The 23,138-nt window shown below is 70.7% G+C and carries 20 protein-coding genes; 12 read left to right on the forward strand and 8 right to left on the reverse strand.

Annotated elements, in window-relative coordinates; genetic code table 11:
- The first annotated feature begins 99 nt into the window (after nt 1-99).
- From C8D93_RS04050 to C8D93_RS04060, 3 genes are all read left to right on the forward strand, one after another.
- On the forward strand, nt 100-1,518 hold the full coding sequence (locus C8D93_RS04050) for an LVIVD repeat-containing protein (RefSeq protein ID WP_110263898.1): 1,419 nt from the start codon (nt 100-102) through the stop codon (nt 1,516-1,518).
- On the forward strand, nt 1,515-2,225 hold the full coding sequence (locus C8D93_RS04055) for a DUF305 domain-containing protein (RefSeq protein WP_146216501.1): 711 nt from the start codon (nt 1,515-1,517) through the stop codon (nt 2,223-2,225). The genes C8D93_RS04050 and C8D93_RS04055 overlap by 4 nt, the downstream gene beginning before the upstream one ends.
- A 119-nt stretch (nt 2,226-2,344) precedes the next feature.
- A complete protein-coding gene (locus tag C8D93_RS04060) occupies nt 2,345-3,748 on the forward strand; it encodes an LVIVD repeat-containing protein (protein ID WP_110263900.1) in 1,404 nt (467 codons plus the stop codon).
- A gap of 13 nt (nt 3,749-3,761) precedes the next feature.
- On the opposite strand, the gene C8D93_RS04065 is transcribed toward C8D93_RS04060, so the two are convergent.
- The 5 genes from C8D93_RS04065 to C8D93_RS04085 form a co-directional block, all read right to left on the reverse strand.
- Nucleotides 3,762-4,442 (reverse strand): DUF4336 domain-containing protein, encoded by a 681-nt coding sequence (locus C8D93_RS04065; protein WP_110263901.1) that lies wholly within the window; start codon nt 4,440-4,442, stop codon nt 3,762-3,764.
- 94 nt (nt 4,443-4,536) lie between these two features.
- Nucleotides 4,537-6,351, reverse strand: a complete 1,815-nt coding sequence (locus C8D93_RS04070) for an ABC transporter transmembrane domain-containing protein (protein WP_110263902.1) — start codon at nt 6,349-6,351, stop codon at nt 4,537-4,539.
- A 153-nt stretch (nt 6,352-6,504) separates the two neighbouring features.
- Nucleotides 6,505-6,945, reverse strand: a complete 441-nt coding sequence (locus tag C8D93_RS04075; RefSeq protein ID WP_110263903.1) for a hypothetical protein — start codon at nt 6,943-6,945, stop codon at nt 6,505-6,507.
- Entirely contained in the window at nt 6,942-7,931 is a 990-nt protein-coding gene (locus tag C8D93_RS04080; protein WP_211307199.1) for a carbon-nitrogen hydrolase family protein, read from the reverse strand. Before C8D93_RS04080 ends, C8D93_RS04075 begins: the two co-directional genes overlap by 4 nt.
- Before the next feature lie 64 nt (nt 7,932-7,995).
- Nucleotides 7,996-8,286 (reverse strand): hypothetical protein, encoded by a 291-nt coding sequence (locus tag C8D93_RS04085; protein WP_110263904.1) that lies wholly within the window; start codon nt 8,284-8,286, stop codon nt 7,996-7,998.
- 152 nt (nt 8,287-8,438) lie between these two features.
- On the opposite strand from C8D93_RS04085, the gene gcvA reads away from it, so the two are divergent.
- The 7 genes from gcvA to C8D93_RS04120 all read left to right on the forward strand — a co-directional run bounded on the left by gcvA (nt 8,439) and on the right by C8D93_RS04120 (nt 16,557).
- On the forward strand, nt 8,439-9,401 hold the full coding sequence (gene gcvA, locus C8D93_RS04090) for a transcriptional regulator GcvA (RefSeq protein ID WP_170123885.1): 963 nt from the start codon (nt 8,439-8,441) through the stop codon (nt 9,399-9,401).
- Between the two features lie 109 nt (nt 9,402-9,510).
- Nucleotides 9,511-9,873 (forward strand): glycine zipper 2TM domain-containing protein, encoded by a 363-nt coding sequence (locus C8D93_RS04095; protein ID WP_170123886.1) that lies wholly within the window; start codon nt 9,511-9,513, stop codon nt 9,871-9,873.
- A 171-nt stretch (nt 9,874-10,044) separates the two neighbouring features.
- Nucleotides 10,045-11,136 carry an MBL fold metallo-hydrolase gene (locus C8D93_RS04100; protein ID WP_110263907.1) on the forward strand — a complete coding sequence of 364 codons (1,092 nt, stop codon included), beginning with the start codon at nt 10,045-10,047 and terminating at the stop codon, nt 11,134-11,136.
- Nucleotides 11,133-11,954 (forward strand): SDR family oxidoreductase, encoded by an 822-nt coding sequence (locus tag C8D93_RS04105; protein WP_110263908.1) that lies wholly within the window; start codon nt 11,133-11,135, stop codon nt 11,952-11,954. Before C8D93_RS04100 ends, C8D93_RS04105 begins: the two co-directional genes overlap by 4 nt.
- Nucleotides 11,955-12,015: 61 nt before the next feature.
- Nucleotides 12,016-12,966 carry a histone deacetylase family protein gene (locus C8D93_RS04110; protein ID WP_110263909.1) on the forward strand — a complete coding sequence of 317 codons (951 nt, stop codon included), beginning with the start codon at nt 12,016-12,018 and terminating at the stop codon, nt 12,964-12,966.
- A gap of 4 nt (nt 12,967-12,970) precedes the next feature.
- Nucleotides 12,971-15,346: a bifunctional acetate--CoA ligase family protein/GNAT family N-acetyltransferase gene (locus C8D93_RS04115; protein ID WP_110263910.1), complete on the forward strand. Its 2,376-nt coding sequence runs from the start codon at nt 12,971-12,973 to the stop codon at nt 15,344-15,346.
- Nucleotides 15,313-16,557: an MgtC/SapB family protein gene (locus C8D93_RS04120; RefSeq protein ID WP_110263911.1), complete on the forward strand. Its 1,245-nt coding sequence runs from the start codon at nt 15,313-15,315 to the stop codon at nt 16,555-16,557. The genes C8D93_RS04115 and C8D93_RS04120 overlap by 34 nt, the downstream gene beginning before the upstream one ends.
- Before the next feature lie 10 nt (nt 16,558-16,567).
- Here C8D93_RS04120 and pmbA read toward each other — a convergent pair whose 3' ends face one another.
- Nucleotides 16,568-17,911 carry a metalloprotease PmbA gene (pmbA, locus tag C8D93_RS04125; protein ID WP_110263912.1) on the reverse strand — a complete coding sequence of 448 codons (1,344 nt, stop codon included), beginning with the start codon at nt 17,909-17,911 and terminating at the stop codon, nt 16,568-16,570.
- A 92-nt stretch (nt 17,912-18,003) separates the two neighbouring features.
- On the opposite strand from pmbA, the gene C8D93_RS04130 reads away from it, so the two are divergent.
- Entirely contained in the window at nt 18,004-18,993 is a 990-nt protein-coding gene (locus tag C8D93_RS04130; protein WP_110264340.1) for an LLM class flavin-dependent oxidoreductase, read from the forward strand.
- Nucleotides 18,994-19,152: 159 nt separating this feature from the next.
- Here C8D93_RS04130 and murU read toward each other — a convergent pair whose 3' ends face one another.
- Nucleotides 19,153-19,833: an N-acetylmuramate alpha-1-phosphate uridylyltransferase MurU gene (murU, locus tag C8D93_RS04135; protein WP_110263913.1), complete on the reverse strand. Its 681-nt coding sequence runs from the start codon at nt 19,831-19,833 to the stop codon at nt 19,153-19,155.
- Nucleotides 19,830-20,837 carry an aminoglycoside phosphotransferase family protein gene (locus tag C8D93_RS04140; protein WP_110263914.1) on the reverse strand — a complete coding sequence of 336 codons (1,008 nt, stop codon included), beginning with the start codon at nt 20,835-20,837 and terminating at the stop codon, nt 19,830-19,832. The genes murU and C8D93_RS04140 overlap by 4 nt, the downstream gene beginning before the upstream one ends.
- 135 nt (nt 20,838-20,972) lie before the next feature.
- Here C8D93_RS04140 and C8D93_RS04145 point away from each other — a divergent pair, with 135 nt between their 5' ends.
- Complete coding sequence (locus tag C8D93_RS04145; RefSeq protein ID WP_110263915.1) at nt 20,973-23,132, forward strand: LPS-assembly protein LptD; 2,160 nt, start codon at nt 20,973-20,975, stop codon at nt 23,130-23,132.
- The last annotated feature ends 6 nt before the right edge of the window (nt 23,133-23,138 follow it).

The following is a 23,138-nucleotide window of genomic DNA, read 5'->3' on the forward strand; positions in this document are numbered from 1 at the left end:
CATCCCGCGGCAACCTCAGTTGACGCTGCGGGCAGTGCCCGCGCAGCGGGCGATCGCCCCGCCGATATACTCCGGCGACGACAAGGGGGAGCATCGGCGATGAGCGTAGTCATCCGTCTCGCGCTGTGTCTGGCCGTCGCCACGACGGTCGGCGCCTGTGGCAGCAGCAGCGATAGCGCGGCGCCCGTCGCGCAGGGCCCGACGCCCAAGGCCCGCTGCGGTCCGGGCTCGCGGCCCGAGACCGGCCTGCAGGGGCGCGTCAGCGCCGAGGACCACGAGAGCGGACGCGCCGCACAGGGCTATACCTGCAATACCGAACTGGTCGGCAGCTACACGACGCCGACGGCGCTCGGCACCGTCGGCGGCTTCAAGGTGCAGCGCTACGTCGACAAGGCCGGTCGCGAATGCGCGTACTACGACACGACGACGCTGTTCCCGACCAACCTGCTCGAAGGCAGCATCGGCGTGAACGTGATGGACATGAGCGACCCGGCGAACCCGGTGCTCGCACGCCGGCTGGTGACGCCGGCGATGCTGTCGCCGCACGAGTCGCTGCTGGTGTCGCAGGAGGCCGGCGTGCTCGCCGCGGTGATGGGCAACATCATCGCCTACCCCGGCATCGTCGACGTCTACGACCTGTCGGCAGACTGCCGCGACCCGCAGCTGCGCGCATCGTCGCTGACCGGCGTGTTCGGCCACGAGAGCGGCATGGCACCCGACGGCAGGACCTTCTACACCTCCTCCGTCGGCACGCCGACGCTGACCGCGGTGGACATCTCCGATCCCGCGAACCCGCGTCGCCTGCTCACCACCAACTACCGCTCGCACGGCCTGTCGGTCAGCGCCGACGGCAACCGTGCTTTCCTCGCTTCGGCATCGCTGACCGGCACCGGCATGGTGATCCTCGACGTCTCCGACATCCAGGCGCGCAAGGCCGATCCGCAGGTGCGCGAGATCTCGCGCCTGACCTGGGACAACATGAGCATCCCGCAGAACGCGATTCCGTTCACCCGCGACGGCAGGCCCTATGTGCTGGAATTCGACGAGTTCGCCAGCAACAGCAACACCTCCGGCATTCCGGCAGCGACGGGGCTGCACGTGGGCGCGGCCCGGATCATCGACATCGCCGACGAGACCGAGCCCCGGGTGATCTCGCAGTTGCGGCTCGAGGTGCACGAACCGCAGCACCGCGAAACCGTCGCCGACGACCCGGGCGCCGATGCGGTCACCGGCGGCTACGCGGCGCACTACTGCGACGTGCCGACGCGGATCGACCCCGATATCGCCGCATGCACGATGATCCTGTCCGGCCTGCGCGTCTTCGACATCCGCGATCCGCATCATCCGCGCGAGATTGCCTACTACAACGCCCCGATGGAGGCGCGTGGCCTGTTCGACGCGGCGCCGGCCAGCCAGGCGGTATCGAGCCCGGCGTTCGTGCCGGAGCGCAGGGAGATCTGGTACAGCGACGCGTACAGCGGCTTCTACGTGGTCCGGGTGACCAACGACGCGTGGTGAACCGACTGTTCGGCCGGACCCGCGCGAACGGTGACGCGCGCACGACGCGGCAGGCGACCTCGGTTGTCCTCGCGGCGGCCATCGCGCTGCTGGCGCTCGGCCTGTTCGCGTTGGCGCTGCCGCGCCTGGGCGCGCCACCGGCACAGGCGATCCCCCTTCCCGGACCGATCGACATCGGTTTTGCGCAATCGATGAGCCTGCATCATCAGCAGGCCATCGGCATGGCGCAGCTGATGCTGGACGGACGACCGACGCCCTTGACGCCGCTGGCGCGCAGCATCGTCGCCGAACAACTGCTCGAACTCGGCGAGATGCGCGGCTGGCTGCGGCTGTGGGACGCGCCGCTGATCGCCGCCAGGCAGGGCATGGACTGGATGCGCCTCGCCGACCGGCCGCTGGCGCCCGAGGAGCTGGACTACCTGCTCGACTGCCAGCGCTCGCCGACCGGCATGTCCGGTCTCGCCACCGACCATGAGGTCAACCGCCTGCACCAGCTCGAAGGCCGCGAGCGCGATGCACACTTCCTGCGGCTGATGCTCGCCCACCACGAGGGCGGACTGCCGATGGCGCGCTTCGCCGCCGAGCAGGCGCGCGTCCAGGTCGTGCGCGAACTGGCTGCGCGCGTGGTGCTGGAGCAGTCCAAGGAGGTTTACCTGCTCCAGCGCATGCTCGCGGCGATGGCCGCGGCCGAGGCCCCACCCCGGTAGTCCGGCCGTCCCTGCCAAGGGCGCTGCCGCCACGCCGCGGCTGCGCTGCGGCAATCAGGGAATGGCGGGACGCGCCGATATACTCACGGCATAACGATCATTCTCGCGAGGAGAACCCCATGTCGTCTCTGAACCGCCTGCTGCCGAGCGCCGCGCTCGCCGTGCTGCTGACTGCCTGCGGCAGCGATGGCGGCGGCACGCCGGTCGTCGTCGACGGCCCGACGCCCAAGGCCGAGTGCGGTCCGGGATCGAAGCCCGAAACCGGCATGCAGGGCCGTGTCAGCCGCGAGGAACACGACAGCGGTCGCGCGACCGAGGGCTATACCTGCAACACCGAGCTGGTCGGCCACTTCGGCGCGGAGAACCCGATCGGCACCGTCGGCGGCTTCAAGGTCGAACGCTACACCGACAGCAGCGGCCGCGACTGCGCCTACTACGACACCACGCTGCTCTATCCGACCAACCTGGTCGACTTCGAGGCCGGCGTGAACGTGATGGACATGAGCGACCCGACGAACCCGGTGCGCACCGCACGCCTGGTCACGCCGGCGATGCTGTCGCCGCACGAGTCGCTGGTGGTCTCGCAGGAAGGCGGCGTGCTCGCCGCCGTGCTCGGCAACCCCTCCTTCTATCCCGGCATCGTCGACGTCTACGACCTCGAGCCGGACTGCCGCCAGCCGCAGCTGCGCTCCTCCTCGCTCACCGGCGTGCTCGGACACGAGAGCGGCATCTCGCCGGACGGCAAGACCTTCTACTCCGCCTCGCCCGGCACGCCGACGCTCACCGCGGTCGACATCTCCAATCCGCTGCTGTCGCAGCGCCTGTGGACCGGCGACTACACCTCGCACGGCCTGTCGATCAGTGCCGACGGCAACCGTGCCTATCTCGCCGCGGGCAACGATCACGGCGTGCTGATTCTCGACGTCTCCGAGATCCAGGCGCGCAAGGCGGACCCGCAGGTGCGCGAGATCGCCACGATCTCGTGGGACAACCAGACCATCCCGCAGAACGCGATTCCGTTCACGCGCGACGGCCGGCCCTACCTGCTGGAGATCGACGAGTACTCGACCAATGGCGGCAGCGTGACCGCGCACGGCGACACCGTCGGTGCCGGTCGCATCATCGACATCAGCGACGAGACGAATCCGCAGATCGTCTCGAACCTGCGGCTCGAAGTGCACGAGCCGGAGAACCGCGATCTGATCGCCAACGATCCCGGCGCCTTCCTGCCGGTGCAGGGCTACGCCGGCCACTACTGCAACGTGCCGACGCGCGTGAACCCCGATATCGCCGCGTGCAGCATGATCGTCTCCGGCCTGCGCGTCTTCGACATCCGCGACCCCGCCCGCCCGCGCGAGATCGCCTACTTCAACGCGCCGGTCAACCCGCGCCTCACGCCCGTGTTCGAGGCCAGCAACTGGGCCATGTCGAGCCCGTCCTTCGTGCCCGAGCGCAAGGAGATCTGGTACACCGACGGCTACGGCGGCTTCTACGTCGTGCGCGTGACCAACGGCGTGTGGTGAACGCGCGCAGCGTTCACAGCAGCCAGCGCAGTCCTTCGCGGATCACGCGGCCGGCGTCATGCTCGATGTTATCGCCGTGGGCGACGAGCACGCGTTCGAACGGCAGCGCGAGGATGCGCTGGATCGATACGCGCGCCTTGCGCCGGTTCAGGTAGGTCGCACGCAGCAGCGGATGCCAGCCGGGGCGGCCGTAGATGCCGCCGAGCTTCAGGTACCAGCGTGTCGGCGCGTGGTCGCAGTGGGAGAAGTTCTCGACCAGGTCGACGGTGATCAGGGTCTTGCTGGCCTTGTGGTACAGCACCGTCTCGCCGAGCAGGCTGCCGTCGATGGTGATCGCGACGAGGTCGTCCGCCCAGTCCGGATGCGGCACCTCGCCGAACACGGCGTCGAAGCGCAGGTCCCGCCGCTTGCGCTGCAGGGCTTCCGGCGCATGGAGTCTGGCCTGCGGCCAGGCGGCGATTGCACTGCCGGCATGCAGGTGATGGAACATCGCCGGACAGATCACGTGGCGCACCGGACCCAGCGTGTCGATCTGCGCCTTGAGTTCCGGCGTGATCGCGACCGGCGAATGCAGGACCAGTCCACCGCCGGTCAGGCGCACGATGGTCATCTGCGTGCCGACGTGCAGGCCGAGAAAGGTCTGCGGCGCACGCACGGTCCAGATGTTCTCGACGATCGGCAGGGGTGATGTCACGGCGGTCTCCGGCGGGCGGGCGTGAGCGTCATTGTGTCAGCGTGTACGCGAACACGACGCCGGGCCGGACGACGACGCGCGCAGGCTGCACGGGTCAGGCGACGACCTGGAGGTTGGCGAGCCGCGCGTAGAGACCGCCCTGCTGCATGAGCTGCTGCGGGTGGCCGCTCTCGACGACGCGCCCCTGTTCGAGCACGACGATGCGGTCCGCACGCTGCACGGTGGCGAGCCGGTGGGCGATGATCAGCGTCGTGCGGTCCTTCATCGCGGCGTCGAGACCGCGTTGCACCAGGGCCTCGCTCTCCGCATCGAGGGCGCTGGTGGCTTCGTCGAGCAGCAGCAGGGGCGGGTTGCGCAGGATGGCGCGGGCGATGGCGATGCGCTGCCGCTGACCGCCGGACAGCCGCAGGCCGCGCTCGCCGAGGAAGGTGTCGTAGCCGTCCGGCAGTCGTGCGATGAACTCGTCGGCCAGCGCCGTTCGCGCCGCCGCGATCACCTGCTCGTCGCTGGCGTCGGCGTTGCCGTAGCGGATGTTTTCCATCGCATTGGCCGAGAAGATCACCGCATCCTGCGGCACGATGCCGATCTGCGCGCGCAGCGCCGCCGGGTCGAGCCGGCGCAGGTCGATGCCGTTGAAGCGGATCGCACCTTCGCGGATGTCGTAGTAGCGCAGCAGCAGCTGGAACACGGTGGTCTTGCCGGCACCGCTGGGGCCGACCAGCGCCACGGTCTCGCCTTCGCCGACCTCGAGCGTGATGCCGTCGAGCGCAGGCTGCTGCGGTCGCGAGGGATAGCTGAAGCGCACGCCGTCGAACGCCACGCGCGCCTGCCGCGTCACCGGCAGCGTTGCCGGCACGGCCGGCGCACGGATCGCGGGCACGGCGGACAGCAGCTCCATGAGGCGTTCGGTGGCGCCCGCGGCGCGCATGACATCGCCCCACACTTCCGAGATCACGCCGATGCCGCCGGCCGTGAACGCCGCGTACAGCACGAAGGATGCGAGCTGACCCGGGCTCATCGTGCCGTCAATGACGGCCTGCGCCCCCAGCCACAGCACGAAGACGATGGCGCCGAAGACGCCGGCGATCGCCGCGGCGGTCATACCGGCCCGCCAGCGCGTGCGGTGGATCGCGGACCGGAAGCTGTGTTCCACGGTGCGGTCGTAGCGCGCAGCCTCGTCGCCCTCCTTGACGAAGGCCTGCACCGTCGGAATCGCATTGAGAATCTCGCTGGCGATTGCCGAAGTATCGGCGATGCGGTCCTGCGATTCGCGCGACAGCTTGCGCACGCGCCGGCCCGCGGCGATCAGCGGCACGACCACGAGCAGCAGCAGCACCAGCGTCACCGCGAACAGCTTGAGGCTGGTGACCGCGCACATGATCAGGCCACCGGCGAACTGGAAGGCGCTGCGCAGGCCCATCGATACCGACGAGCCGACGACGGTCTGCACCAGCGTCGTATCCGCGGTCAGGCGCGACAGCACCTCGCCGGTGCGCGTGGTCTCGAAGTACTGCGGCGACTGCGCGAGCATGCTGCGATAGACGGCGCTGCGCAGGTCCGCGGTCACGCGCTCGCCGATCCAGCTCACGTAGTAGAAGCGCCCGGCGATGGCCGCGCCCCAGAACAGCGCGATGCCGAACAGGCCCAGAAAGTAGTGGTTGATGGCGCCGCCGCCGTCGAAGCCGTGGTCGATCAGGTCGCGCAGCGCCAGCGGCACGGCGAGCATCGCCGCGGACCCCAGGCACAGCAGCACGAAGGCGAGGCCCACCTGCCGCAGATACGGCCTCAGGAACGGCCACAGGCCGCTGAGCGAGCGCAGCCGTCGCTGCGTCGGTGCCGGTTCGGCGATGGATTCGAGCAGGTCCGGTGACGGTGTCTCGGAACCCTGGGGCGGTGCGGCGTCAGTCATGCGCGGCACGATAGCAGCCGCCCTCCCCGTTCGTCCCGAGTGCCGCGGGCACAGCCCGCGGTGTATCGAGGGGGCTCTGCGCGTGAGCGGACGCCGCCGAGGTCTCGATACGCCTGCTACGCGGGCTACTCGACCCGATCGGAAAGGATGGGGTCAGAACGCGCTGCGCAACAGCCCGTAGAACAGGATGGCGAAGCCGCCGATCTCGCCGGCGATCAGCGCCACCATGTACACGGTGATCAGCACACCGGGCACGGTGCCGCGGCCGAGCACATGCGGGCGGCGCAGCTGGTTGTCGGTATCGCGCAGGATGCCGTGCAGGATGTACATCGCGATCGCCGACGCGAAGAACAGGATCGGCACGGCGACGGCCCACAGCGTGCCGGTGGGTCCGAGCGGCGAGTACGGCACGAACTCGCGCAGCAGGATTGCGGAGAATGCGTACATCAGACTCGTGCGATGCGCGATGTCGACGTAGACCGGCGCCTGCGCAGTCTCGGCGTTCATGATCGCCACGTACTTCCAGACGCCGGTCAGCAAGCCGCTGGTGAAGAACACGCCGGCGGCGAGCAGGCAGAACAGGTCGGCGGTCACTGGTGCTTCTCCGCAGCGGCGAGGCCGGCGGCGCGGCCACGGCTCCGGTAGTAGGCCTTGCCGCACAGGTTCTGCTGATGCCAGTAGGCGCGCAGGAACAGCGGCAGCTCCGGAATCCAGAAGCGCTCCTCGAGCGGCAGTCGCGGCGCCTGCGCGCCAAGGGTGATCTCGGCGACGACCACGCCCGGCCCTTCCTGCGCCTGGCGCTGTGCGAGCACGTGCCCGTCGGCATCGACGATCTGGGTGCAGCCCACGAACTCGGTGTCGTAGGGCGCCGCCAGCGGCACGCCCGGTGCGACCATGAACCCGGTGCGGAAGCGGCCGCAGTGCGATGCCTGCAGCACCGGTGCACCGAGCCGCCGCGCGAACTCGGCCGGCGCGTTCTCGGACAGGTAGCGGTTGAACTGCGCGAGGGACGCGAGCCCGCGGTTCACGGCGCTGCCCCAGTTGCTCGGCAAGGTCCACCAGTGCGTGCCGGTCACCGCGACGGCGACGCGGCCGAGCATGCGACGCACGGTCTGCGTGCGGATCAGCTCCCAGCACACCGCGGCGCCGACGCCGCCGAGAGCGGTCTCGAACACGCCGTCGTCGCTGCCGGGACCGTAGAAGGCGTTCTCCCACATCGTCGGCAAGTCCTTGTCGTGCACGTGCACGCGGCCGTCCGGCTCGACGAAGTGGTAGCGGTTGCTGATCTCGCCGTGCTGGGCAACCAGCATCGAACCGCCGATCCAGCAGCGATGCCGCGCCGCCAGCTGCCGGAACAGCGCGACGGCCGCGTTGTCCGGTGGCAGCACCGCCTCGTGGGCGCGGGGATCGAAAGGCAGACGCGAGGTGCAGAATTCGGGAACGGCGATCAGTCGCGCGCCGCTGGCGGCAGCCTCGTCGACGAGACGCTCGATGCGTTCGAGGTTGGTGGCGACGTCGCCGACTTCGGCGTCGAGCTGGACGGCAGCCGCGCGCATGCGCGGCTCGATCGGAGCGGTCATGGTGTCCATGCGAGCAGGCCCGACGCGCATTCTGCGCACCGGTCCCGCCGGACGCCCCACCCGCTCAGGCGCCGCTGTGCCGCTCGCCGAGCGTGCCGGGAACGATGCCCGACAGCGCCGGCGCCGATCGCAGGCCGTGCAAGCCGCGCAGGGCCGGCGGCTGTCGCGCGGCCAGCGCCTCGTGCATGTCGACGCGAATCTGCAGCAGCGCGCGGTTGCCCTGATCGGCGATCACGGCGGCGACACCGGTGTCGCGTGCCGGAGCGGGCGGCGGGAGCGGCTCGCCGGCGGCGACGGCCGGCACCAGGGCGCCGAGGAGCATGACAGCGGCGAATACAGGATGATTGTTGCGCATGGTTGACTCCGGTTGATGCGGGGGGTGCCGGCGGCATGAAAAACCTCTTCTTCCTAGGAATTTCTGCCGAACTGGCCGACATTCTCGACTTGCTAGACACCCCGCTCAAACGATACGTTTGCATCGCTTGCATGCGTTACAGGAATGCATCAATGGCCCGGCGCGACCTTCCCCAGCTCGACCTGCTCACCGGCTTCGAAGCCGCGGCACGCCACCTGTCCTTCACCAAGGCCGCGGCCGAGCTGTTCCTGACCCAATCGGCGATCAGCCGCCAGGTGCAGGCGCTGGAGGCGCAGATCGGCACGCCGCTGTTCCAGCGCCGCCATCGGGCGCTGCTGCTGACCGATGCGGGTCAGCTGCTCTATCGCAGCACCCAGGACGTGCTCGGTCTGCTCGAGGCGGCGACCCGCGAGATCCGCGGCCTGCACACCGCGCGCACGCTGACGGTGACGACGACGATCTCCTTCGCATCGCTGTGGCTGATTCCGCGACTGCCGCGCTTTCGCGAGCACCACCCGCAGATCGACGTGCGCATCTCGGCCGACCACGCGGTCTTCGACCTGTCGCGCGACCGCATCGACGTCGCGATCCGCTACTGCGCACCGGAACGCGCACCGGCGCAGGCGACGAAGCTGTTCGGCGAATCGGTGGTGCCGATGTGCAGTCCGGCGCTGCTCCGCGACCGCAAGCGGCCGCTGCGCGTGCCGGCGGACCTGCGGCATCACGTGCTGCTGCACGACGACTACCTCGACTCCACGCCGTGGCTGGAGTGGGGCAACTGGTTGCAGTCGCAGGGGCTCGGCGACCTGAAGCCGGCCGGCGACCTGCGCTTCTCGATCTACGACCAAATGATCCAGGCGGCGCTGGAGGGCCAGGGCGTCGCGCTCGGACGCCTGCCGCTGCTGACGCAGCACCTGCGCTCGCGCCGGCTGGTGATGCCCTTCGCGGACGGCCATCGCAGCGGCGATGAACCGACCTCGTCGCGCGCCTTCTACCTGATCACCGAACCGCGCGCCGCCCTCCGGCCCGAGGTGCAGGCCTTCGTCGACTGGGTGCTCGCGGAAACCGCCGAGGCGCCCGCGAGAACGGCCGGGGTCCCTGCAGTGCGACGCTGAACGCGCGCTGATCGACGCGGCGCGCAGGATCAGCCGCGATTCAGCGCGGCGTTCCTATCGTGCGTCCCGCAGAGCGTGGCTTTGCGCTCGACGCATGAGGCATATGGACATGAACAAGATGACCGTGGGAATCGTGAGCGGTGTTGCGGCAGCTGTCGTGGTCACGTCGGCGATGGTGTTTGCGACCCGCTCGGACGAGGCAAACGAGGTCGCGGCAACCAAGACCGAGTGCACGACCGAACGCGTCGTCACCAACAAGGAATGGGGCAAGAACTCGGTGGCCGGCACCATCATCGGCGGCGCCGCGGGTGCCGCGATCGGCCACCAGTTTGGCGGTGGTAGCGGCAAGGACGCCGCTACGGCAGCGGGTGCCGTGGGCGGCGCCTACGTCGGCAACAAGGTCGCGAAAGAGAACTACCCGGATCAGGAAGTGAGCTATCGCGAGAACTGCCGCGAAGTGCCGGCCGGCTGATCCGGCCGCACACGCCAAGTCACCGGCCGCAGCCGCCGGTGGCGGAAAGAGCGGGCCGCAAGGCCCGTTCTTTTTTCGTGCATGACGGGGTAAGCGGAATTTTCGGCTTGCGATGTGCAGGTCGACTCAATAGCGTGGCGCATTCCTGACGCCTGCACCCCGGACTCCGCCATGCGACCGCCCGCCGACCCCCCGCTGATCCGCATCACCGACTTCGACGGCGCCCGCGATGCCGCGCGCCCGCTCGACCGTGTCGAGAACGTGCGCGCGGCCGGCGTCGCCCTGCGCACGCGCATGCTGCGCGGCCGGCCGGTGCCGTACTACCGCTCGATGGAGCTGGTGCGCGTGCCGTACCCGGCGAAGTTCGGCTACCTCAACGGCTTCGGCACGCTGCCGCCGTTCATTCACCTGTGCAACCGCCTGTTCGTCGTGCAGTTCCACGGCAGCGACGGACTCAAGACGCTGCTCGTGTCGCCTTCGGACTGGGAGTTTCAGCGCGCCACGCCGTTCTTCAAGCGGCTGGACGAATCGATGGGCGCGTTCTCGAAACTCGGCGAGGCGCTGGTCTTCCGCAAGGTCGCCACCGTGCTCGAACGGCTCGCCGAGATCGGCCTCGCGCCGGAAGACATCGACTACATCACCTACGATCACCTGCACACGCAGAACCTTACGCGCTGGCTCGGCGGTCACGGCAAGCCTGCGGTGTTCCCGAACGCCAGGCTGCTGGTGATGCGCGAGGAATGGATGTCGGCGCAGGCGCTGATCCCCTGGCACAACCAGTGGTACTGCCCCGGCGGGATCGACGGCGTGCCGATGGACCGCGTGATCCTGCTCGATCACGACACCTTGCTCGGCGAAGGGGTCGCGCTCGTCCGCACGAAGGGTCACACCGAAGGCAACCACTCGATCGTCGCGCACACGCCGGACGGACTCAAGGTGACCAGCGAGAACGGCGTGAGCCTCGATGCCTACGTGCCGCAGCTGTCGCGGATTCCCGGCGTCGCCGACTACGCGCGCGCCACCGGCGCGGAAGTCATCCTCAACGGCAACACGCTGGAGTACGGCGTCGACCAGTACATCTCGATGGTGCAGGAAAAGGCCATCGCCGGGCCGGACCCGCGCGACGAGCGACTGCCGAACCTCGCGCCGTCGTCGGAGTCGGCGGGCTACTGGCTGTTCCCGCGTACCGCGCCGAGCTTCACGGTCGGCGACCTGTGCTACGGCAGCCTGGCACGGCGCGAAACGCCGAGGGCCGCGGCATGAGCGCCGTGCAGGAGCAGGTCCACCTGGTCACCGGCGCCGCGTCGGGCATCGGCCTGCATCTGGCCACCGAACTGCTGCGCCGCGGCGCACGCGTCTGCGCCGCCGACGTCAACCGCGACGGACTGTCGACGCTGCAGGCCCATGCCCAGAACGACCGGCTGCTCGCGGCAACGCTCGACGTGCGCGATCCGGCGCAATGGTCGGCGCTGATCGGGCAGGTTCTCGACCGCTGGCAGCGGCTCGACGTGCTGATGAACGTGGCCGGCGTGATCCGGCCGGGCTGGGTCCACGCGTTCAGCGCCGACGACGTGCACCTGCAGCTCGACATCAACACCAAGGGCGTGATCTTCGGCACGCAGGCCGCAACGCGGGTGATGCTCGACCAGGGCCACGGCCGCATCATCAACATCGCCTCGCTGGCCGGCGTCGCGCCGGTGCCGGGGCTGGCGCTGTACTCGGCCTCGAAGTTCGCGGTGCGCGGCTTCACGCTCGCGGTCGCCTTCGAGCTGCGCGAGAAGAACATCCGGGTCACGGCCATCTGCCCGGATGCGGTGCAAACGCCGATGCTCGACCAGCAGGTCGACCGCGAGGAGGCGGCGATGACGTTTTCCGGCAGTCCTTCGCCGCTGACCGTCGAGGACATCGGCCGCGCCGTCTTCGAGCGCGCCCTGCCGCATGCGCCGCTGGAGATCACGCTGCCCGCCCATCGCGGCGCGATGGCCAAGTTCGGCAGTCTGTTCCCGGGTGCCAGTGTCGGCCTGCTCGCGCGTCTGCGCGAACTCGGGCGCGCCCGCCAGCAGCAGCGGCGCCGGAGCTGAGCCGCCCGCGGCGCACCCCCGCCGACAGCGGGCAGAAAGGCGCGCCCGCTACACTGCCGGCATGAGCGCCGAACTGCCCGTCGCCTGGATCACGCACCCGCTGTGCGCGCGGCACCTCATCGAGGAGGGCCATCCGGAATCGCCGGAGCGTCTGGCCGCGATCGAGGACCGCCTGCTGATCGGCGGTCTCGGCGGCTTCATGCAGCGCCACGAGGCGCCCGAGGCCAGCCGCGAGCAGCTGCTGCGCGCGCACACCGCCGCGCATGTCGACCATGTGCTCGCGCATCGGCGGATCGGACCGCGACGTGTCGACATCGACGGCGAGACGGCCTACACGCAGTACACGGTCGATGCGGCGCTGCGCGCGGCCGGGGCCGGCGTCGATGCCGTCGAGCGTGCGTTGCGTGGCGAGGCCGGCCTCGGCTTCTGCGCGGTGCGGCCACCCGGCCATCACGCCGAACGCGCCCGAGCGATGGGCTTCTGCTTCTTCAACAACGTCGCCGTCGCCGCCGCCCACGCGCTCGCCTGCGGCCTCGAGCGCGTCGCCGTCGTCGACTTCGACGTGCACTACGGCAACGGCACGGCCGACATCTTCCGCGACGACCCGCGCGTACTGCTGCTGTCGAGCTACCAGCATCCGCTGTACCCATGCTGGACCGGCGCGCCCGAAGCCGCCAATCTCGTCGACGTGCCGCTGCCCGCCTATACCCGCAGCGACGCGTTCCGCGCCGCGGTCACGGCGGCCTGGCTGCCGGCGCTGGAGGCGCAGCGACCGCAGATGATCTTCGTGTCGGCCGGCTTCGACGCGCATGCGGCGGATCCGCTCGCCGACCTGCGGCTGAGCTACGACGACTATCGCTGGCTCGGCGCACTGATCCGCGACATCGCCGCCGACACCGCGCAACAGCGCGTCGTCGCCACGCTGGAGGGCGGCTACGATCTCACGGCACTCGCGCGCAGCGTCGAGGCCTTCCTCTCGCCGTTCCTGGGCGCCGAGCTGCTGCCGGCCTGACGCCATGAGCATCCGCAACCTCGACGCCCTGTTCCGACCGCGGACGGTTGCCGTCGTCGGCGCTCCCGCGGACCGGCCGGGTGCGCAACTCATGCGCCAGCTCGATGCGCTCGATCCCGCGCGCCGGACGATCCTGCTGGGCGAGCGCGACGGCTGGACCCGCGCACGTCGTCCGGGCGATCTGCCGCCGTCCGAGCTGGTCGTCGTGCTCGACCCCGAACCGGTGACGCCGCGCCTGGTGCGCCGGCTGGCCGACAACGGCAGCCGCGGCATGATCTGGGCCTGCGACGCGCCGGTGCCGGTCGCGGTGCTGCGCGCCGGTCACGACGCGACACTGCGCGTGCTCGGCCCGCGCACCGGCGGCACGGCGCACGCGCACGGCATCACCGCCTCGGCCTGGCCGCTGCCGGGTGCCGGCACCACGGCGCTGATCGCGCAGTCGCGCTCGATCACCGCCGCCGCCCTCGACTGGGCGGCCGGTCACGCGCTCGGCTTTTCGTGGATGGCGGTGACCGGCGGCGAAGCCGACGTCGACGTCGGCGATCTGCTCGATCATGCGGCGCTCGATCCGCGCACGCAGGCCGTGGTGCTGCAACTCTCGCGTGTGCGCTCGGCGCGCAAGTTCATGTCGGCGGCACGCGCCTGCGCGCGCTCCAAGCCGGTCGTCGTGCTGCAGACTCCCGACGCAGACAGCGCCGGAACGCCGCAGGACCCGGTGTTCTCGGCGGCGTTCCGTCGTGCCGGGCTGGTCGAGGTCGATCGCGTCACCGCATTGTTCTCGGCGCTGGCCGCGCTCGACCGCGTCGGCGAGGCCGCCACCGGCGAGGTCGCGGTCTTCGGCAACGGCGCCGGCATCTGCCAGCTCGCGCACGCGGCACTGCTGCGCGAGGGCCTGACCCCGGCCGCTGCGGGCGAGGTCTCGCGCGCCCGCATCCTCGAACAGGCGCCGCTGGCGCGCATGCATGCCGGTGCGGTGGATCTCGACCTCGCCGACGACCACGCGACCATCGGCGCGCTGCGCATCGCCCTGTCCTCGCCGCTGGTGGACTTCGTCATGCTCGTGCGCAGCCCGTCGCCGGGCCTCGACGACGAGGCGCTTGCACGCCGTCTGGTCGACGCCGGCCTGCGCGAGAAGCTGGTGGTGGTGTTTCTCGGCCAGCAGCGCGCCGCCCCGGCCCTGCGTCGCTGCGCCGAAGCCCGGATTCCGGCCTTCGCGTCGGTCGAGGCCGCTGCGCGCGCGCTGCGCTACCGGCGCGAGCACCGCCACACGCAGGACATGCTGATGCAGACGCCGACGCTGGACCCGCTGGTCCACGCCGGCGACGGTCCGCCCCGCTTGGCGCCGGCGAAACGCGGCAGCCCGCCGCGCATCCTGCCCGCGGACGAGGCGCAGGCCCTGCTCGGCGCCTACGGCCTGCAGCCGGCCGCGTGGATCGGCGGCGAGGGCCGCGGCCTGCGCGTGCGGTTGCGTCGGCACCCGCAGCTCGGCACGCACCTGCAGATGCGGCTCGACCCCGCGTCCGCGTTCGCACCGACCACCTGGGCGCTGCCGCCGCTCGACGACGTCATCACCGCGATCAAGCTGCGCGAGGTCGGCCTCGGCGAGCGCGAACAGGCCCCGCCGGGGCTGCGCATCCGCGACTACGCCCTGGCCGTCGCGCGTCTCGCCCAGCTCGCGGTCGAACAGCCGCGCATCGCCGAGGCCGACCTGCGTCTCGTGCCGGCCGACGACATCGCCGAGGTCGGCTTCGCGCGCATCACCGTCGACGCCGCGGCGCCGCCCGAGCGCAGCCGCCTCGCGCTCGCGCCGTATCCGGCGGAACTCGAACACTTCGCGATGCTGCGCGACGGCCGCCGCTACCGCATCCGGGCGATCCATCCGACCGACGAACCGGCGCTGATACGCATGCTGTCGCAGGCCGGGCCGGAAGACATCCGCCTGCGCTTCTTCCGCTACATCCGCCAGTTCACGCACGCGATGGCCGCGCGCATGACGCAGATCGACTACGACCGCGAGATGAGCCTCGTCGCCGTGCCCGAGCAAGGCGAGGAGGAGGTGCTGGGCATGTCCACGCTGGTATTCGATCCGGACGGCCGCGAGGCCGAGTACGCCGTGCTGATCCGCCGCGAATACGCCGGCCAGCGGCTCGGCCTGCAGCTCATGCAGGACATCCTCGACTACGCCGCCGCGCGCGGCACGGCCAGCGTGTACGGCGACGTGCTGATGGAGAACGCCGGCATGCTCGGTCTGGCACAGCGACTGGGCTTTCGTCGCACCGCGCACCCGGACGACCCCGGCTGCGTGCGCGTGCTGATCTCGCCGAAGCTGCCTGCGGAGCCGCCGCCATGGACGAAAGGACTCTCGTCAGCATCTATCTGACCGCGCTCGGCATCGGCCTGCTGATGGGCCTGGAGCGCGAACGTGCCAAGGCCGACGGCCCCGGGCTGCGCAGCTTCGCGCTGGTGGCGCTGGCCGGCGCCACCGCGGCGATCGTCGCGCAGGCCGGGCAGTCGGCGTGGGTGCTCGGAACGACGCTGATCGCCATCGCCGGTCTCGCGGTCGCCGACACGCTGCGCGGTCCGCGCAACGGCGACGGGCCCGGCGCCACCACCAACGCCGCGCTGCTGCTGTGCTTCCTGCTCGCCGCGCTGTGCGCCTACGACGAACGCGAGATCGCCGTCGCCGCGGGCGTCGCGGCCACCGCGCTGCTGTACTTCCGTCCCGAACTGCACGGGTTCTCGGAGCGCCTGTCCACGCTGGAGATGCGGGCGATCGTGCAGTTCGCCGCGGTGGCCTTCGTGCTGCTGCCGCTGCTGCCCGACCGCACCTGGGACCCCTGGGACGCGATCAACCCGTTCCGCATCGGCCTGCTCGTCGTGCTGATCTCGGGCCTGAGCCTGGCCGGCTACGCGGCGCTCAAGCTCTTCGACCACCGCCACGCGGTGCTGGCGATGGGGCTGCTCGGCGGTGCGGTTTCGAGCACGGCGACGACGCTGACGTTCTCGCGCCGAGCGCGCGAGGGCGCCGTGCCGGCGCCGGCCGCGGCACTGATCGCCTCGCTGGCGAACCTGACCATGCTGCTGCGCGTCGGCGCGATCGCCGTCGCCGCATCGCCGGCGCTGCTGCCGACGCTGGCGCCGGTGCTGGGCACGGCCCTGGTCATCGGCCTGGCCTTGCCGCTGCGGATGTGGCTGCGCCTGCGCAGCGAGAACGCCAAGCCGGAACTCGAGATGAAGAATCCGGCGGACCTGCGCAGCGCCTTCCTGTTCGTGCTGGTGTTCACCGTGGTGCTGGCGATCACCGCCGTGGCCAACGACATGCTCGGCACCGCCGGGCTGTACGCCGTCGCCGGCCTGTCCGGCCTGACCCAGGTCGATGCGATCAGCCTGTCGGCGATGCAGATGTCCGATCAGGGACGCATCGAGGCCGCCACCGCGGTGATCGCGATCGCCATCGCCTGTGCGGCCAACCTCGCGTTCAAGGCCGGCGTCGCGGCCACGATCGGCGGTCGCGAGATGCTGCGCGGCATCGTCGCGCCCTTCGGCCTGCAGCTCGCCGGACTGATTGCCGGGGTGCTGCTGTGGCGCTGAGCGCGGCGGCTCAATGCCCGGCGATCGTCATGCGTTCGAGCAGCACGGAGCCGGTGCGCACGTTGGCCAGCGGGTCGACGTCGCTGCCGACCGCCACGACGTTCCTGAACATCTCGGCAAGGTTGCCGGCAATCGTCAGTTCCTCGACCGGATAGGCGACGGCGCCGTTCTCGACCCAGTAGCCGGCCGCCCCCCGCGAGTAGTCGCCGGTAACGAGGCTGACGCCGTGGCCGAGCAGTTCGGTCACGATCAGGCCACGGTGCATGCGCCGCACCAGCGCGTCGAAGTCCTCGGTGCCCGGCTCGACGACGAGGTTGTGCACGCCGCCGGCATTGCCGGTGGTCTGCAGGCCGAGCTTGCGTGCCGAGTAGCTGCTGAGCAGCCAGCCCTTCAGCACACCGGACTCGACCAGCGTGCGTTCGCGTGTGGCCACGCCCTCGCCGTCGTAGGCGGCGCTGCCGGCGCCGCACGGCAGGTGCGGTTGCTCCCTGAGCGTGACGAACGGCGCACAGACCGGTTCGCCGAGACGGTCGAGCAGGAAGCTCGCGCGGCGGTAGAGCGTGCCGCCCGAGATCGCGCCGACGAGGTGGCCCCAGAAACCGCGCGCGATCTCCGGCGGCAGCAGCACCGGCGCGGTGCAGGTGCCGAGCCGTTGTGCGCCGAGGCGGGCGACGGCGCGCGTGCCGGCCTTGCGTCCGAGCAGCTGCGCGTCGAGCAGGTCGGTCGGGCGGCGCGCGCTGCTGTACCAGTAGTCGCGCTGCATGTCCTCGCCGACGCTGGCAATGACCGCGCAGCTCAGACCGTGGTTGCTGCCCGTGCGCACGCCGACGAAGCCGTGCGAGTTGGCGTAGACGCTGCGCCCGCGGTGGGTGCTCACGCTGGCGCCCTCGCTGCCGGTGATGCGCGCGTCGACATCGAAGGCCGCACGCTCGCAGACCGCCGCCAGGTCGATCGCGGCGTCGGCGTCGATCTCCCAGGGGTGATCGAGGTCGAGATCGGGAAAATCCGTCGCCATCAGCGCGGCATCCGCCAGGCCGTTGCAGGGGTCCTCGCCGGTGGCCCGGGCGATGTCCAGCGCCGCGGCGACGGCGCGGCGGATGCCGGACTCGGCGAGGTCGCCGGTCGTTGCATTGCCCTTGCGCGCACCGACATACACGGTCACGCCCAGATCGCGATCCTGCTGGAACTCGAGGCTCTCGACCTCGCCCTTGCGCACGTTGACCGAGAAACCGCGGCTGGCCCCGACGCTGACCTCAGCCTGCGTGGCACCGCCGGCGCGTGCGGCGTCGAGCGCCAGCGCGGCACAGCGTTCGAGAAAGTCGGCGTCGGGCAGGTGTTCCGGCGAGTCGGTCATCGGCAGGCGTGTGGATGGGAAGCCGTGCACTTTAGCATCCGACCGGACGCCGCCCGTGGACGCTGGCCGCCGCGGTGCAGTACAAGACCGGCATGCGTCTTCCCCTCTCGATTCTCGATCTCGCACCGGTCGCGGCCGGTTCCTCGGCCTGCACCGCCCTGCACCGCTGCGTCGACCTCGCGCGCCTGGGCGAACGGCTCGGCTATGTGCGCCACTGGTTCGCCGAGCATCACAGCATGCCCAGCGTCGCCAGCGCCGCACCGGAAATCCTGATCGCGCACGTGGCCGCGGCGACGACGCGCATCCGCGTCGGCTCCGGCGGCATCATGCTGCCGAATCACGCGCCGCTGCGGATCGCCGAAAGCTTTCACGCGCTCGCCGCCCTGCATCCGGGCCGCATCGACCTGGGCATCGGCCGCGCCCCGGGCTCGGACGTCGCCGCGTCGCGTGCGCTGCGCGCCGCCGGCGGCGACGCGATCGGCCAGCAGCTCTCGGAGCTGCTCGCCTTCTCGCGCAACGACTTTCCGCCGGGACATCCGTACCGCGGCGTGCATGCCGAACCGGTCGACGCCGCGCTGCCGCCCATCTGGCTGCTCGGCTCGAGCGGCGCCAGTGCGCGCATGGCCGGTCAGGCCGGCATGGGCTACAGCTTCGCCAGCCATTTCAGCCCGGCGCCGGCCGCGCCGGCTTTCGCGGCCTACCGCGCCGCCTTCCAGGCATCGGCGGATTTCCCGCAGCCGCATGCGATCCTGGGCATGTCGGTGGTCTGTGCGCCGACGACGGAAGAAGCCGAGTACCACGCCGCGACGATGGATCTGGCGTGGCTGCGCATCCGCCGCGGCGAATTCCTGCCGCTGCCGAGTCCGGACGAAGCGCTGGCCTATCCGTACAGCGCCGCCGAGCGCGAGGCCATTCGCGACTACCGCGCGCTGACCGTCGTCGGCGACCCGGCGCAGGTGCGGGAGCGGATCGAGCGCGCGGCACGGGAATGCCGCGCCGACGAGGTGATGATCGTCTCCAACCTGCACGACCCCGCGGCGCGACTGCGCAGCTACGAGCTCGTGGCGTCTGCCTTCGCCTAGGAGACTGGGCGGTGGGAACCCCGCAGGCGAGGCAAACCATTTCGAGACAGGTTTCGCGTCGATTCGAGGCCAATAGCAGGGACTATTGGCCGAGAAGCAGCGCGGAAGATGGCCGAAATGGCGAAGTCGCAGCCGCGCGCGTTTCTGCCGCCCAGGGTCCTAGCCGCCGAGCTGCGCGGCGAGCGCTGCCAGCCGTTCTGGCGTGCCGATGTCCAGCCACTGGCCGTCGTAGCGCTCGCCGGAAACGGCCTCGCGCTGCATCGCCGCGCGCAGCAGCGGAACCAGGCTGAAGCGGCCGCCGGTGCAGCCGGCGAACAACTGCGGACGCAGCACCGCCTGTCCGCTGTAGGTGAGACGCGCCGCGCCCGACTCGCGCACGCGGTCGCCGGCGAGCGCGAAGTCGCCCTGCGGATGCTGCGGCGGATTGGGCACGAGCACGAGATGCGCGAGGTCGCCGGCCGGCAACCGTTCGGCGCGCTCGCGCAGCGCGGCCAGCGGCAGGTCGCACCAGACATCGCCGTTGACGAGCACGAACGGCGCGTCGCCGAGCAGCGGCAGCGCCCGATGGATGCCGCCACCGGTGTCCAGCGCCGGCCAGCCCTCGTCGGACCAGGCGATCTGCAGGCCCCAGGCGCTGCCGTCGCCCAGCCGCTCGCGGAGCTGTGCGCCGAGCCAGCCGAGATTGATGACGGCGCGGCCGATGCCGGCGGCGCGCAGGCGCAGCAGGTGGTGCTCGATCAGCGCACGACCGCCGACCTCGATCAGCGGCTTGGGCCTGCGATCGGTCAGCGGACGCAGGCGTTCGCCGCGGCCGGCCGCGAGGATGAAGGCCGTGGTCACGGGGCGCGCAGCCCGAGCGCGTCGAACAGCCGCAGCAGCGGGCTCATCTCGGCGTAGCGCGCGCCGACGTCGCGGACGTAGCCGACGAAGCGTGGCACGTCGGCCAGATAGTGCGGCTTGCCGTCACGGTGACAGATGCGCGCGAAGATGCCGATCACCTTGAGATGGCGTTGCAGGCCCATCCAGTCGGTCGCGCGACGAAACGCCGCGGCATCGTCGCCGACCGGCAGGCCGGCGGCACGCGCGCGCTGCCAGTAGAGCCGTATCCAGCCGTCGATGCGCTCGGACGGCCACGACAGGAAGGCATCGCGCATCAGGCTGGCGAGGTCGTAGGTGATCGGCCCTTCCACCGCGTCCTGGAAATCGAGAATGCCGGGGTTGGGCTCGGCCAGCATCAGGTTGCGCGGCATGTAGTCGCGATGCACCCAGACCCGCGGCTGCGCCAGCGCCGAATCGAGCAGCCGGCGTTCGGTTTCGCGCAACCAGCCGCGCTGCGTGCCGTCGAGTTCCCGGCCCAGCTCGCGACCCACGTACCACTCGGGAAACAGGTCCAGCTCGCGTTGCAGCAGGGCTTCGTCGTAGGGCGGCAGCACGCCCGGACGGCTGGCCTTCTGCCAGCGCACCAGCGCGTCGATCGCATCACCCATCAGCGCGTCGGCATTGTCCGGCCCGATCGCCTGCAGGTAGGTGCGGCGGCCGAGATCGTCGAGCAGCAGCAGGCCCTGCGCGCGGTCCTCCGCAAGAATCCGCGGCACGTGCAGCCCGGTGGCCTGCATCAGCGCGGCGACTTCGATGAACGGTGCCAGATTCTCGCGCTCGGGCGGGGCGTCCATGACGATCCAGCTGCGCGCGCCGTCCTCGACACGGAAGTAGCGCCGGAAGCTGGCGTCCGCGGACGCCGGCCCGAAGACGGCCTCGGCCAGGCCGAGCCGGTCGAGCGCCCAGCGCTGCGCGAGGGCGGCTCGCGGGTCGTTGGCGCCTGTCTCGGTGAGGATCTGCGACATGGGAGCGGGTCGGCCTGCGTGGCGATGCGAGCGGGCGCGCAGCTTACACCGGCGTGCCGCCGGGATGACCCTCGATCCCCGGGACGGCGGCCGGGAGCGAATATACTGGCCGGCCGACAAGCCCACCCACCGACCTTGTCCGTCCGAACCGCCCTGCCGCTGCTGGCGACCAGTCTGCTCGCATGCCCCGGCGCGTACGCCGTCGAGGCCGCCTGCGTGCAGCTCGACGAGACGATTCCGCAGATCGAGCCCTCGGACGACCCGCGGCTGCTGCTCGACGCTGATCGCGTCGATCTCGACGTCGACGGCCGCTCCGAACTCGAAGGCTCGGTGCGCCTGCGCTTCGGCGACCGCGAGTTCACCACGGAGAAGCTGTCCTACGACGAGCGCGAACGCCGGGTCGAGGTCGGTGCGCCGTCGGTGTTCCGCAACGGCGACCTGACGATCCGCTCGCAGTCCGCGGACTTCGACCTCGACGCCGAGACCGGGCGCTTCGACGGCGCCTCCTTCGTCCTGCCCGAGCGCGCCGCGCGCGGCGAGTCCGGACGCATCGAGCTGGACGCCGAGGGCACGGCCCGGCTCGATGCCGCGCGCTACACGACCTGTGCCCCGCAGTCCGACGCCTGGTACCTGGAGGCGGGTTCGATCAGGCTCGATCACGACGAAGGCCTCGGCACCGCACGCAATGCGCGCCTGCGCTTCTTCGGCGTGCCGATCCTGTATGCACCGTGGTTCCAGTTCCCTATCGACGACCGGCGCCGCACCGGCCTGCTGTTCCCGACGTTCGGCGAATCGAGCAAGACCGGTTTCGACGTGCGCCAGCCGGTCTACTTCAACCTGGCGCCGAACTACGACGCGACGCTGACGCCGCGCTACATGTCCGAACGCGGCCTGCAGCTCGACGCCGACGGCCGCTACCTGCTGCGCCGCTCCGAGGGTCGCGTCGGCTACGAGGTGCTGGAGGACCGCGAACTCGACGACGAGACGCGCGCCTACACCGAACTCGAACACCGCGGCCTGCTGACGCGGCAGCTCGGCGTCGACATCCGCTATGCCGACGTCAGCGATCCGGCCTACTTCGAGGACCTGGGCGGCAGCATCGACCTGTCCTCGATCACGCACCTGGAACGCAGCGCGCGCTTCACCTACAACGCGCCGGCGTCCTACACCGTGCAGGCGCTGTTCCAGGACTACCAGACGATCGCCAGCAACCTCGAACCGGTCGACGACCCGTACCGGCGCCTGCCGCAGCTGCGCATCGACGCGATCACCCGCAATGCGATCCTGGACACGCGGCTGGGCGGCAGCGCGGAGTACGTCAACTTCGTGCGCAGCGACTCGATCGAGGGCCAGCGCTTCGACCTGCACCCGTACCTGCGCATGGAGAAGGACCGTGTCGCCTGGTTCGTGAAGTCGCAGCTCGACTTCCGCTACACCACCTACGAGCTGACCGGTACCGAGCCGGGACGCAACCAGCAGGTGGACCGCGCACTGCCGCAGTTCAGCGCCGAGTACGGCCTGCGCTTCGAGCGCGTGACCCGCTCCGGCGCGTTGCAGACGCTGGAGCCGCGCCTGTTCTATCTCTACATCCCTTACGAGAACCAGGACGACGTGCCGGTGTTCGACAGCGGCGAACCCGACTTCGACCTGACCCAGCTGTTCGCCCGCAACCGCTTCTCCGGCGAGGACCGCATCTCCGACGCCAACCAGTTCGCCGGCGCGGTGACGGTCCGCCAGCTCGATCCGGACAGCGGCGTCGTGCGCGCCAGCGCCAGCTTCGGCCAGCTGTTCCGCTTCCAGACCCCGCGCGTGCGCCTGCCCGACGAGCCGGCGCCGGACCGCGGCGCGACCGACTTCATCGGCATCGTCGACTACCGCCTGCTCGACAACTGGACCCTGCGCCTCGACACGCAGTGGTCGCCGGAGAGCGCCGATTTCACGCGCACCAGCGCCGCAGTGCGCTTCCGCACCGAGCGCCGCTACCTGGAAGTGGCCTACCGCTTCCGCGAAGACCTGCTCGAACAGACCGACCTGCTGCTGTCGACCCCGCTCGCGGCCGGTTTCAGCCTGCTCGGACGCTGGCGCTACTCGGTGCGCGACGACAACTCGCTCGACGCGCTCGCCGGCGTGCGCTACGAGACCTGCTGCTGGGCCGTGGCCACGTCCTACCGGCGCTATGTCGCCGACACCCAGGGGCGCTTCAACACCGGCGTCTACCTGCAGCTCGAACTCAAGGGCCTGGCGCGCCTGGGTTCCGGCGTCTCGAACCTGTTCCCGGCAGGCGTTGTCGAATGACGCTCC

It is taken from the genome of Sinimarinibacterium flocculans, assembly GCF_003201205.1.
Taxonomy (GTDB): domain Bacteria; phylum Pseudomonadota; class Gammaproteobacteria; order Nevskiales; family Nevskiaceae; genus Solimonas; species Solimonas flocculans.